The following is a 13549-nucleotide window of genomic DNA, read 5'->3' on the forward strand; positions in this document are numbered from 1 at the left end:
TAAAACCTTTATTCCTGACTTAATCAATAGACATAGCTTGGTTTTCAGCCGTTGCACTTGTTACAAATTCCTTGTACTCTTTAGGACTCAAACCATCTAAACAGAAAGGAAGTGGATTAATTTTTTTGCCTTTGTGAACAACTTCGTAGTGAACGTGTGGAGAAGTAGAAGTACCTGTACTGCCTACCAAACCAATAATTTCACCTCTTTTCACTTTTTGTCCAACTTTGCATTGAACTTTAGACATATGCCCATAAAGTGTTTGATAACCATAGCCATGGTCGATAACAACATTTCTACCGTATCCAGTCTTTTTGTATTCTACACGGACAACTTTACCATCACCAGTAGCATAGATAGGTGTACCTTTGCGAGCACCAAAATCAATACCAGTGTGCATTTTACGTGTTTTGAAAACAGGATGTGTACGATATCCAAAACCAGAAAGGTGTTGTATTTTTTTCTTTAAATTGCGAATTGGACGAATAGAAGGAATTGATGCAAGCATCTTTTCTTTGTCCTGTGCTTGTTGAATGATTTCGTCTTGAGATTGAGCAGATACAGCCAAACGGTGTCTTAATTTTTCTAACTTTTTGCTAGTTGTAATCAACAGTTCGCTGTCAGAAAGGTTACGCAAGTCAGCATATTTGTCGCTTCCTCCACGTCCTCCATTCCAAATACCTTTATCGGTCGGCTCCATTTCAAGTACTTGACGATAAATCGCATCGTCTCTATCATGAATGTTTTCTAAAGCACTACTCATCATATCTATTTGGTAGTTCATCGCTTCATACTTCTGTTTCATATCTGCCAATTCCTTAGCTTGGCTAGAAGTACTTGTGTTGGGCGATAAAGCGAAAATAAGCGCTGTGTAACCTGCGATACAACCTGTAACCCCTAATATTCGTAGCAATTGATGCTTAAACGGCACATTGGCTTTTTCGTAGCGTAAGGTATGCTTATTATAGATATACTTTTCTTTTCCCATGAGGATATTAAGTTATTAAAAGGACTAATAATTGTAATTTCGAGAACATTTTGTAGAAATCACAGGGCGAATTTACATACAAATTGGGGAGCTTTCCAAATTTTTGGACAATTTGTTTTGTTTTGACCACTTTGTATATGTTTTGAAAAAAGAAAAATAGTGGGGCTTGTTTTCGATATAATAGTGTTTTGGGGAAATAAAAAATAATTCTATGTGGTAAAATCAATTTTAAATTTGGCAAAAGAAGCAGCTTTGAACATATATTTTACGAGTTAAAATAGAGTTAAAAAAAACTTTACGATAATAAATAGAGCAAAATGAAATTATTTGATAATGAATATAGTTATTTAGAGCCAGTACTATTATATTTGTGCGATTCAAAATTATGATGGGAACTACTTTAAAATATCTTTTGGGATATAACTCAAAGAAACACATCTTTGTTTGTCTGACAATTATAAAATCAAACGTATTTTAAGAAGAAACTTCCTATTTAATATCTTATTTCTAACATTTTAAAAACATGATGACGGTAAAAGAAATTCGCCAAAAGTTTTTGGACTTTTTTGAGAGCAAAGAACACAAGATTGTCCCTTCTGCTCCAATTGTAAATCAGAACGATCCTACCTTGATGTTTATGAACTCAGGGATGGCACAGTTCAAAGATTATTTCCTTGGAAACGAAACTCCTTCGGCGGCCCGTATTGCAGATACTCAAAAATGTTTGAGAGTATCTGGCAAGCACAATGATTTGGAAGATGTAGGGCGCGATAGCTATCATCAAACCATGTTTGAAATGTTGGGCAACTGGTCATTTGGTGATTATTTTAAGGAAGAAGCCATTGCTTGGGCTTGGGAGTTGTTGACCGAAGTCTACAAGATGGATAAGGATCGCTTGTATGTAACTATTTTTGAGGGAGATAAAGAAGATGGTGTAGAAGCTGACGAAGAGGCATTTGAGTTGTGGCAAAAATGGGTGTCCAAGGATAGAATTATTCGTGCTGGTAAAAAAGATAACTTCTGGGAAATGGGAGCGCAAGGTCCTTGTGGTCCTTGTTCTGAGATTCACATTGATATTCGCTCGGACGAAGACCGAGCTAAGGTAGATGGCAAAAGTTTGGTCAATGAAGATCATCCACTGGTTATTGAGATTTGGAACTTAGTTTTCATGCAATTTAATCGTATGGCAGATGGTTCTTTGGTGCCGTTAGCTAACAAATGCATTGACACAGGGATGGGCTTGGAGCGTCTTTGTATGGCTCTACAAGGAAAAACATCTAATTACGATACTGATGCTTTTAGTCCTTTGATTCAGTTGATCGAAAAAGAGTCGGAAATTAAGTATACTAATTCTTATGATAAAAATGCTTACACGGATATTGCGATGCGTGTGATTGCCGATCATGTACGTGCAGTTGCTTTGGTGATTGCAGATGGACAACGTCCTGATAATACAGGAGCAGGTTATGTGGTCCGCCGTGTATTGCGCCGAGCAGTGCGCTATTATTATAGCTTTTTGAACATTCAAAAGCCATTTATTTATCAATTAATCCCAACATTATCCGAATCTTTTGCCGAAGTTTTTCCAGAGGTAAAAGCGCAGCAAAAAATGTTAATGGATACGATCAAAGGGGAGGAAGCTGCGTTCTTAAGAACTTTGGAGCGTGGTCTGAAACTATTTGCAGACTTAGAAGTTAAGAACAAAGAGGTGAGTGGACAAGATGCTTTTGTCTTGTTTGACACTTTTGGTTTTCCTTTTGATTTGACCTGTTTGTTGGCAGAAGAAAAAGGTTGGACGGTTGATGAAAAAGGTTTTGAAGCTGCTTTGGCAGAACAGCGAAAACGTTCTCAAAAAGATGCTCAAAAAGATGTGAGCGATTGGGAAGAAATTTTAGATAATCCTAATGTCGAGTTTGTTGGATATACTGAGCACAAGGCAGAAGCTAAGGTGGTTAAATACCGAAAAGTTGTTGCAAAAGGGAAAGAACAATATCAAATCGTATTGAACAAAACGCCTTTTTATGCTGAAGCCGGTGGGCAAGTTGGCGACACTGGATTGTTGTGGTTTGGAGAAGAAAAAATTCCTGTAATTGATACCAAAAAAGAAAACAATTTAATTGTACATTGGGTCAAAAAACTACCTCAAAACATAGAGCAAAATGTAGTTGCTGAAATCAACAGCACGAAGCGTCAGTTGACAGAGAAAAATCACTCTGTTGCCCATTTGGCGCATGCTGCTTTGCGCCAAGTATTGGGAACACATGTTCAACAGAAGGGCTCTTTTGTTTCATCTGATAAGATGCGTTTTGACTTTTCGCACAGTAGCAAAATGACGGAGGAACAAATTCGAGAAGTGGAGGAAATTGTAAATGCTAAAATTAGAGCAAACATCTCATTGAGAGAGCAACAAAACGTGCCTATTGATGAAGCGCGTGAATCAGGAGCGATGATGTTGTTTGGAGAAAAATATGGCGATGCAGTTCGTATTATTACTTTTGGAGAGGACTTTTCGAAAGAACTTTGTGGCGGTTGCCATGTAAAGGCAACTGGAGAAATCGGTCTATTTAAGATTGTTGTAGAGACTTCTATTGCTTCAGGAATACGTCGTATTGAGGCTTTAACAGGAGCAGAAGCGATGGGATATGTGCAAGACGAGTTGCAACAATTAGCTGCTGTTCGTGCTACCTTAAAAAATCCTAAAGACTTGACGAAGGCGTTGCAAGATTTGTTGGATGCTAACAAGAAGTTGAACAAAGAGTTGGATAAAATGGCAGTTTTAGAAGCGCAATTGGCAAAAGATCAGTTGAAACAGTCGGTGGTTAAAATTGGTGATTTGCACTTCTTGGGAACTACTAGCAATATTACTTCCAAAGACGGTATCAAGCAATTGAATAATAGTTTGAGTCAGGAGTTTGAAAATTTAGTTTTAGTTTTGGGAGGAACCAACAAAGGCAAGGCTTTGTTGACTGTTGCAATGGATAAACAAGTGGTTGATAACTATGGCTTAAGCGCGGGAAATATTATCAAAGCTGTCTCTAAAGAAATCCAAGGCGGTGGTGGTGGACAACCTGTTTTTGCTACTGCAGGAGGAAAAAATCCTGATGGTTTAGAAAAAGCAATTGCATTGGCAAAACAATTAATAGAAGATGCAGCTCAAGTAAAATAGGGCAACGAATTGTAATTTTTTACAATCAATATAAAGAATAATAATACAAGCGTGCTTTCCTGTTGAAGGCACGCTTTTTTATTGTTTTTCTACAACTTTTTGATAATTTTTTTATTAAAAATATTGACAATCAGTGTTTTTTTGACGTATCTTAATAGAATAGCCTATTAGTTTTTTGCACATTAGAAATACTACAATAGTTAGCTGCGCTGCTACTACGTGGTCGTTGAAAAACTTTATTAGTTTAGCTGCGCTGCTACTGCATGGTTTAACAGAGAATTGAAGATAGTGTGTTGAACGGTATGTTTTTAAGTCCTAAATCTGCAATGTATAACCATTTCTTAGATCGTTCCCCAATCTAAAAAAAGTTGTCCTATTGTTTAAAATTTCCATCAATGAAGAACGTTTGCTCAATTAGTTTGTTTCTGATAATGGTTTTGTGTGTGCGTAATTATTCAGCAGCTTTGTATGGGCAGAATGGGTATGCATTGAGTGAGGTTGTAGAAATAGGAAACGAACAGGTATTAGGCTTTGCTACCCCAAAATTAGGGCTAGATTTTTTTGGTAATAAATTTTTGAATTTGAGTAATGCTCAACGTTTTTCCTATATCAACCCCAACTCCTCGGAGTTGAGTAAAAACTTGTATAGCCAAAATATAGCTTTGGTATTATTTGCGACGGCAACAAGGGGAAATTCACAGCCAATTTCATTCGAAAAAACAACGCTAAACCCTTACATAACGACCTATATTCCCAGTAGTTCGACCCGTTGGTATGTAGGAGATCGATTGTTTGCTGTAGACAACAGTGCATTTTTCGGTATTGAATTTGATTCTAGTTTTGCATACAAGAGTGGTGTTATACGAATAGGCGATAGTTCCGAAAAAGCGTTTGTTATCTTAGTGAGTCTTAATCCTCCCAAGCGGTAACAGGAATAAGGGGGGATTTTTTATTAAAAAATAAAAAATCAAGTGGTCATTATTAACTCTGTCTATTATTTTAACGTTTATCTTTGTACAAAATTTTTTGAAGTTTATTAGTAAAAGACCAAATGGCAGATTAAGATTACATTGAGTGCATTGTAGAAGGATGACTTGGTGATAGTTCTTAAACCATTATAAAAATAAAAGAGCATGAAGGCAATTGTATGGATTCTATGGTGTAGTTGTATGACCTTTTGGCTGCCTGCTCAGGCGCAACAAAAAATAAAGAAGGGATATGATTTTGAAGATGGCGTATACACCAGTCATCTAGATTTTAAGAACAACAAACCTAGTTTTCCTCTTTATAGGATTCCCTCTTTTGATTATCAATTAGATGGAGAAAAGAACTTGCTGTTTTTATCTGAAGAATCTGTAGCACAATTATCAACATCAGAAATTAAATCCTTAGACAATATTTGGGGCTTGTGCATCAAAGGCAAACCTTATATGAAAGTCAATCCCAAGGGCAAGGACGGAGCTATTTATTTTGTGAGCTATCATATACTAGGACGCATTTGTTATTTGTATTATCCTTCTATAGAGGACAAAGAGGTGGAAATGTTGATTTACAACCCTTATTCTGGAAACCGTGTAGGGGGGCGAAAAATTGTCAATAGAGAACGTGTATTAGTAAAGAAAATAATGCTTTTTGAAACAGGAGAAATAAAAGATTATACCGCAGATAATTTTAAAGCATGGATTCAAGATGATGAACGTTTGATGAAAACCCTCAAGGATATGACAGAGGACGAAGTGCAAGAAAAGTTGTTTAAGACCATCAAAATCTACAACGATCGTCACCCAATCTATGAAGAGTCCTAAAAAAATCCTTAAGACTAGGTTAAAGTATGCTTTTTTGAGTAGTATTTTTTAGCAAGTTATACATGAAACCCCAAATCTTGCGTTTTAGCTTTTAAATTCCCTAGACATTTCTGTATTTTACCTCCATAAAATAAGTTTATCGACAATCGGTAAACTTATTCTATTATAGTATACCTAAGTTTCTCTCAAAACTGTATTTTTGTCTCTTTGACAATAAAATAAGGTAGAAAGGCAAAACCTTGTTTGTGACTTACCCTTTTGTAGATGAATGCCATTATTAAAAAAGGGTAATGAACAGTAAAAACGATTGTTAACAATAGAAGTGAAGTAAATCCTATAAGGAATTATCATTAGTAGAATAAAAACATTATGATTAGCATTTTTAAGAAAGAAGTTAATTTATTTCTGAGTTCATTAATTGGTTACATTGCTATTGGCGTTTTCTTACTAGCAACAGGGTTATTTTTATGGGTTTTTCCTGATTATAGTATTATCAATTATGGATTTTCAGATTTAGGATCTTTTTTTAGAATGGCACCTTATGTCTTTCTTTTTTTGATTCCAGCAATTACCATGCGAACATTTGCAGAGGAAACACAAACAGGAACAATGGAACTGTTAGCAACAAAGCCTATTAGTGATTGGGAAATTATACTAGGAAAATATTTGGCATGTGTATTTCTCGTCTTACTTTCTATTTTACCAACGTTTGTTTATTATTATTCTGTGTATCAACTGGGAATGCCCAAAGGGAATTTGGACATAGGAGCAACTTGGGGATCGTACTTTGGTTTGTTTGGTTTGGGAGCTGTTTTTGTATCTATTGGCATTTTTTGTTCTGCTCTGACCAGCAACCAGATTATTGCTTTTATGCTGGGCTTATTTTTATGTGGCTTTTTCTATGATGCTTTTGCTAGTTTGGCAAGATTGCCACTATTTTACGGAACCAGTGATGCTTTGGTGGAAGGGTTAGGGATTAATTATCACTATGCTTCTGTGAGTAGAGGGGTAATTGATTCTAGAGATGTGGTTTATTTTATTAGTATGATTGTCGCTTTTTTATCTTTTACAAAATTTGCGATAGAAAAACGAAAATGGTAAGCCTCTAAAAGGCATTCAATTAACTGACAACACAGCCCGTTCGATAGTTGGCTAAAATTATTTATTCTAAAACATTTAGCTGACGACTACAAACTAAAAAAGATATAAAATTAATATGCAAAATTCACGCTTTATACAATCATTGGTAAGCCTAGCTTTGGTTTTGGGGATTCTGATATTTGTTAATGTTATTTCTAGTTTTTATTACTCAGATATTGATTTAACAGAAGACAAACGATTTACCCTCAATCCTGCCACCTATGAATTGGTAGAAGAGTTGGAGGAAGTACTAACTATAGAAGTTTTATTAGAAGGTGATTTCCCTTCTTCTTTCAAACGTTTGCAAAATGCAACATCGGATTTGTTGAGCAAATTGAGAGGCCATAATTCTTCTATTCAAGTTCGTTGGGTTGACCCAATGAGTGGTACCGAAGAAGAAAATATTGCTAATGGAGAAGCTTTGTCTAAAGATGGCATTTATCCCATTAATTTAACCAATTCGACAAGAGGTGGAAATGTCCGAAAAGCAATGTTGGCGTTTCCTTATGCGGTCATTCGTTATAAACAACAGAAAACCGTGATTCCATTGTTAGAAACCACAGGGGGGTACAACAAGGATTACACAAGAATGGAAGCTATTAACCCCTCTATCAATTTGTTAGAGTATAAATTTGCGAATGCCATTCAAAAGCTGAAAATGAGAAACCGTCCTCGAATGGTTTTGATGACTGGTCATGGCGAATTGCAACGCCCTTGGACGGAGTCTTTGGAGGCTGCTATGTTTAAATACTATGATATAGCTCGGCTTAATCTGGATGATGTGACGTATATTGATACCAATATACATGTTGTTATTATTCCAAAACCAATCCGTCCGTTCCCTCCACAGCATTTGTTTATGATCGACCAATATATGATGAATGGAGGAAATGTAATTTGGTTGGTAGATCCTTTGAATATGGAGGCAGATAGTTTGAAGAGGGCAGGCGTATTTATGCCCAATGAACATAAATTGGACATTAATAATTTCTTATTCAATTATGGTGTACGAATTAACCCTAACTTGGTGTCTGATTGGGAGTGTAGTGTTATCCCTGTTAATGTTAGTCCAACACCAGAAAGACCACAAATCGAATCAAGAAAATGGTTCTACCATCCTAAAGCATATCCGTATGCAACACCGTTAGATGCTCAAGAAACGGGAAGTCATACGATCCAACATCCTATTGTCCAGAATTTAGACTTTGTAGATACCCGTTATCCTGCTAGTATAGATACCATAAAAACGAGTAATTATATTAAAAAAACGCCTTTGTTGAGAAGTTCTCAATATAGCAAAGTGCAGTATCCTCCTGTTCGAGTAAGTATTGATATCATGGACAAAGGCATCACAAAAGATGCGTTCACCAAAGGAAATCAAGATATTGCGGTATTACTAGAAGGTTCGTTTACTTCTTATTACAAAAACAGGGTTTCTCCTGAAATGTTAGCTGGGTTAAAAAAATTGGGACAACCATTTAAAGAGCAGGGTAAACCAGCCAAAATGATTGTTATTGCAGATGGAGATATTGCTAAAAATGCTTTGGATCCAGCCAACAAAAGAAAACCAACTCCATTACCTTTAGGAATAAACCCGTTTGATGGCTATCATTATGGTAATCAAGATTTCTTGATGAATTGCATGGAGTACATGATTGATAATAAGGGGATTATAGCATCAAGGAATAAACAGATTAAACTGCGTCCTTTGGATCAAGAACGAGCTTTTGATGAAAAAATGGCAATTAGTATTAAAAAAATACAACTAATAACATTACCTAAATGGCCAATGATAAACCTTGTTCTGCCTTTATTAGTTTTGATTATTTTTGGGCGATTGTACACCTATGTAAGAAGAAAACGTTTTGGAATTCAAAAGAAAGAAGAAGAATAATTACGTCTAAAAAACAGATATTGAACCATAAAATATCCCTAACATTCTTTTCTATAGTGTTAACTAAAGGTTGTTTTTTAGCTTATTAAGTAATAAATGTCTATTAAAAAATAGAAATTTAGAAATAGATTTCTTTCCTTTGTAGAGTATCCACTTGTTTGGATGCCGAATTTTTATTTTTCTATCAATGTTTTCTAGATGTTCAACCCACAAGAGTTAACTCCAATTAAACGTTGTATTTAAGTGCCATTTTGCACACAAAATTTTTTATTATGGGTACCAATACAGGAACAGTAAAGTTCTTTAACGAAGAAAAAGGCTACGGCTTTATCAAAGATGATAATGACAACACAGATTACTTCGTACATGCCAAAGGTTTGGTAGATGAAATCGCTAAAGATGATCGTGTTTCTTACAATCTTGAAGAGGGAAGAAAAGGAGTGAATGCAGTAGGAGTGAAATTGGTTTAATCCAGTTTTTCTACTGAATAGAAATAAAGAACACGCCTTGTACTATTTTGTGCAAGGCGTTTTTTATTGAATTTTTTTATGCCAATAAAAAAAGCTCCTCAAAAATTGAGAAGCTTAGTAGTATCATGAACGACCACAAGAGTGGTATTGGTGTAATTGTCTCTTTTATATTTACTCTACACCGCAAAACTTTCGCCACAACCACAGGTTCTAGAAGCATTCGGGTTGGTAAAATGAAACCCTTTACCATCCAAACCTCCAGAAAACTCTAGTGTAGAGTCAAACAAGTATAAAAAGCTTTTTAAGTCGGTGACAATCTTGACACCATTGTCCTCAAATACTTGATCTTCTGCTTGTGATTCGTTATCAAAATCCATATTATAAGATAAGCCCGAACAACCACCACTCGTTACACTAACTCTAATAAAGTAGTTGTCGTCCAAGTTTTCATTCTTTGAACGAATATGGTTGATTTGTTCTTTAGCACTATCAGTTACAAATATCATAATAAAGAATTGAAAGTATTTTCAAATGTAAATTTACTCAGCGTTTTTACTTTTGTAATCTTTGATTGCTGATTTGATAGCATCTTCTGCCAAAACAGAACAGTGAATTTTTACAGGAGGCAATTCTAATTCCTCAACAATATCCATATTGTCAATAGAAGAAGCCTCATCCAATGTTTTGCCTTTGAGCCACTCTGTAGCCAAAGAAGAAGAAGCGATGGCAGAACCACAGCCAAATGTTTTGAATTTAGCATCTTTGATAACGCCAGATTCTTCGTCTACTTCAATTTGAAGACGCATAACATCACCACATTCAGGAGCGCCAACAAGTCCAGTACCAACATTTTTTTGGTTTTTGTCTAGGGTACCAACATTTTTAGGTTTCTTGAAGTGGTCTAACAATTTATCAGAATAAGCCATAATTGTATTTATTTTAGTGCTACAAAATGGTGTAGCGAGTGATCAAAATTTATGATTGATAATACGTAGTGATTATCATTAGTGTTCTGCCCATTCTACAGAATCTAGGTCGATACCTTCCTTGTACATTTCCCAAATTGGAGACAGTTCGCGCATATGATTTACACCATTGCGAATCGCTTCGATTGCAAAGTCAATATCTTCCTCGGTTGTAAAACGCCCTAAGCTGATACGAAGAGAAGAGTGCGCCAAATCATCACCCAAGCCCAATGCTTTTAGAACATAAGAAGGCTCTAAAGAGGCAGAGGTACAGGCAGAACCTGAAGAAAGCGCAATATTTTGGTTGAACGTCATCATCAAGCCTTCGCCTTCTACATGTTTAAACGATAGATTTGTCATGTGTGGCATTCTGTATTCAGGATGACCATTAAAGACAACTTCTTCAATTTTCATCAATTCAGTCTCTAGTTTGTCTCTCAATTTAGACAAGCGTTCTGCATCAGCCTCCATTTCTAGTTTACAAAGCTCACAAGCTTTTCCCAAGCCCACAATACCAGGCACATTTAGCGTACCCGAGCGCATGCCACGTTCGTGTCCACCACCATCCATTTGAGCGGTTACTTTTACACGAGGAGCTTTGCGAGATACATATAAAACACCAACACCTTTAGGTCCATACATTTTATGAGCAGAAAATGCCATTAAATGAATGCCCAACTCTTTAACGTTAACAGGAATCTTTCCTACTGCTTGAGTAGCATCTGTCATAAACAACACTTGGTGTTTGACACAAATGTCGCTAATTGCTTTCATTGGTTGAACGACACCAATCTCGTTATTAGCAAACATGATAGACACCAAAATAGTTGTAGGACGAATAGCAGCTTCTAATTCTGCCAAATCGACCAAACCTTGGCGATCCACTTTTAAGTAGGTAATTTCGCAACCTTCTTTTTCTAGCTTTTTACAAGTGTCTAAAACAGCTTTATGTTCTGTCTCTAAGGTAATAATATGATTTCCTTTACGCTTGTACATTTCAGCAACTCCCTTGATGGCTAGATTATCTGCTTCAGTTGCACCAGAAGTGAAAATGATTTCACGAGGATCTGCTCCAATCAAATCTGCAATTTGCTCTCTTGCTTTGTCAACAGCTCCTTCTGCAGCCCAACCAAAAGGATGGTTTCTGCTGGCTGCATTTCCAAAATGTTCAGTAAAGTAAGGTATCATAGCCTCAACTACTCTTGGGTCAACTGGAGTTGTGGCGTTATTATCTAAGTAAATTAATTTTTTGTCAGACATTTGTTCTCTATTTGTTATTGTATTTAGATTAAATCTAATCTAGTACAAAAGTAACACTTTTTCAATTGAAAGTGTTCGAGAATAGATCAATTTTTCACGAAGTCTTTAAAAAAAAAATAATTCTAGAAAATACCTTACGATTTTATGACAATTGAATCTTGTTTGTAAAACTAAAACAAGGCTTTGGGATAGGAATAAAATTTTGCAAAGAGAGGCTAAGTAACTTATTATTGATGCTATTTGTATGGTTTGTAATAATAAAATAATGAAAGTTAGAGGGAGCGATGGTGTTTTGATGAAATGTAATTATTAAGAATATTTTTTATTAATATAAAAATAATTGAAGGCAAGCTTAGAACAAAAAAGCTTTGAACCTACTTGGTGAAGAACCTATTTCATGCTTTAAAATTTAAAACTATACATTTTGCATTCTATCTATAAAACCAAATAAAAGAAGCAATATTTAAGCAGCAAATTTTTGAGTATTGATATAAGGCTGCTGCCTATTAATAACCGCATAAACTCTACCCAAAATTTTGTTTGCGATATTATTCAAAATAAGCATGGGATTCTTTCCTTCACTTTCTTTTTTTAGGTAGTAGTTATTTAATTCTCTATCCGCTCTTTTAGCATTGAGAGCACCTATTATTAATAGACTTTTTAATTTTTTATCAGCAAAGGGACTTACTTTTGTCCTGCCTTTTATACTCGTTCCAGATTGAAATGGGAATGGCGCAACTCCCGCATAACAAGCTAACTTTTTTGCGCTTTTGAACTTTGAAAAACCACGAGTTACTATGATCAAATAAGTAGCAATCTGAGGACCAATACCAGGAATACTTTGGACCAACTCATAATCTATCTTAAGTTGACGTTCAGATTTTATAGTGGCTAAGATTGCTTGTTCGATTAACTTCAAGTTCTTCTCTAAATTATTCAAGATACTCTTGCTTGATTTTGTCAATTCTTTAAGCATTTCCTTTGGCAAAAAAGCCTCTAATTCTTTATTGCTCTTATATTTTTTTATAGACTTAACAATCTTTTCTCTTTGAGAATGAAGGACTTTTAGTTTTTCTATTGAAGCTGGGTTGTTTTGACTCAAGCTTAACTTCATTCGATTAAATAAGGTATATTGGGCAATTCTATAAGCATCTATTTTATCTGACTTTCCTCTACTGAGTCCTTTACTCAAGAACAAATCTAAAGGAGATAATTGACAGTAATCAATATCTAGTTCTTCCAATGTACATGCAAGTAAAGAGCTATAGACTCCTGTATTCTCAAAAGCTACTACAAAATCTTTATCTCCTAATTGTTTAACAATGTTTAAAAAGAAAGTCTTAGTTTCTCTTGTTTTGTTAGCTATTGTACAAGCTGATATAACAATTTCATTGGATGAATTAAGTGCTAATAAGTCTAAGCTTAATTTAGATACATCTACACCAATGTAATGGGAATACTTTTTCATAATTTAGATCATTAATTTGATGTTGAATTTCTTTCACGCCTTTAGTAGATCTGCTAATCTATTATTCTATTTGAAGCTATTCAACGAAGGGAGAATGTAGAGGACTAATGCAAAATATAAGCCTATTAGCTTTGCTAGTAAGATAGTTCACCTCTACTTCTCTTTTTTCTAATTATACGACTTTATTTAGTTCATAGAATTACCTGATACAAAGTAAAGGCTAGTACCTTCTATATCAATTGTATTCTTTTTGTGAGATAAATATTTAAGGTGCTTTCATCCTTTTGAGCATTCAATTGAAATAGACTGTCAGCAGCTAACTAAAAGCAAAGCGCTCACGCAGTACCACGAAGTAGCAGCGCAGCTAACTAAAAGCGCAGCGCTCACGAAGTA

The 13549-nt window shown here is 35.3% G+C and carries 11 protein-coding genes; 6 read left to right on the forward strand and 5 right to left on the reverse strand.

From position 1 onward, the window contains the following. Positions 1-19 precede the first annotated feature (19 nt). A complete protein-coding gene (locus QP953_RS02510; protein ID WP_052597886.1) occupies positions 20-988 on the reverse strand; it encodes a M23 family metallopeptidase in 969 nt (322 codons plus the stop codon). Positions 989-1511: 523 nt separating this feature from the next. Between QP953_RS02510 and alaS the strand changes: the two genes are divergently transcribed. The 6 genes from alaS (at position 1512) to QP953_RS02540 (ending at position 9463) form a co-directional block, all read left to right on the forward strand. Beyond that, positions 1512-4154 (forward strand): alanine--tRNA ligase, encoded by a 2643-nt coding sequence (gene alaS, locus QP953_RS02515; RefSeq protein ID WP_309553853.1) that lies wholly within the window; start codon positions 1512-1514, stop codon positions 4152-4154. Between the two features lie 395 nt (positions 4155-4549). Beyond that, entirely contained in the window at positions 4550-5083 is a 534-nt protein-coding gene (locus QP953_RS02520; protein WP_309553854.1) for a hypothetical protein, read from the forward strand. Between the two features lie 204 nt (positions 5084-5287). Continuing rightward, positions 5288-5959 carry a hypothetical protein gene (locus QP953_RS02525; protein ID WP_052597888.1) on the forward strand — a complete coding sequence of 224 codons (672 nt, stop codon included), beginning with the start codon at positions 5288-5290 and terminating at the stop codon, positions 5957-5959. A gap of 369 nt (positions 5960-6328) precedes the next feature. Next, positions 6329-7060, forward strand: coding sequence for a gliding motility-associated ABC transporter permease subunit GldF (gldF, locus tag QP953_RS02530; RefSeq protein WP_052597889.1), 732 nt, complete (start codon positions 6329-6331; stop codon positions 7058-7060). A gap of 115 nt (positions 7061-7175) precedes the next feature. After that, positions 7176-8993 carry a gliding motility-associated ABC transporter substrate-binding protein GldG gene (gene gldG / locus QP953_RS02535; protein WP_052597890.1) on the forward strand — a complete coding sequence of 606 codons (1818 nt, stop codon included), beginning with the start codon at positions 7176-7178 and terminating at the stop codon, positions 8991-8993. Between the two features lie 272 nt (positions 8994-9265). Continuing rightward, the gene (locus QP953_RS02540) at positions 9266-9463 is read left to right on the forward strand and encodes a cold-shock protein (protein WP_052597891.1); all 198 of its coding nucleotides are present in this window, start codon (positions 9266-9268) and stop codon (positions 9461-9463) included. A 176-nt stretch (positions 9464-9639) separates the two neighbouring features. Here QP953_RS02540 and QP953_RS02545 read toward each other — a convergent pair whose 3' ends face one another. From QP953_RS02545 to QP953_RS02560, 4 genes are all read right to left on the reverse strand, one after another. After that, positions 9640-9969, reverse strand: coding sequence for an iron-sulfur cluster assembly accessory protein (locus QP953_RS02545; RefSeq protein ID WP_052597892.1), 330 nt, complete (start codon positions 9967-9969; stop codon positions 9640-9642). A gap of 33 nt (positions 9970-10002) precedes the next feature. Then, a complete protein-coding gene (gene iscU / locus QP953_RS02550; protein ID WP_052597893.1) occupies positions 10003-10389 on the reverse strand; it encodes a Fe-S cluster assembly scaffold IscU in 387 nt (128 codons plus the stop codon). Positions 10390-10467: 78 nt separating this feature from the next. Continuing rightward, the gene (locus QP953_RS02555) at positions 10468-11688 is read right to left on the reverse strand and encodes an IscS subfamily cysteine desulfurase (protein WP_052597894.1); all 1221 of its coding nucleotides are present in this window, start codon (positions 11686-11688) and stop codon (positions 10468-10470) included. A gap of 463 nt (positions 11689-12151) precedes the next feature. After that, on the reverse strand, positions 12152-13156 hold the full coding sequence (locus QP953_RS02560) for an IS110 family transposase (protein ID WP_309551837.1): 1005 nt from the start codon (positions 13154-13156) through the stop codon (positions 12152-12154). Positions 13157-13549 lie beyond the last annotated feature (393 nt).

It is taken from the genome of Aureispira sp. CCB-E (assembly GCF_031326345.1).
In the GTDB taxonomy this organism is placed as follows: domain Bacteria; phylum Bacteroidota; class Bacteroidia; order Chitinophagales; family Saprospiraceae; genus Aureispira.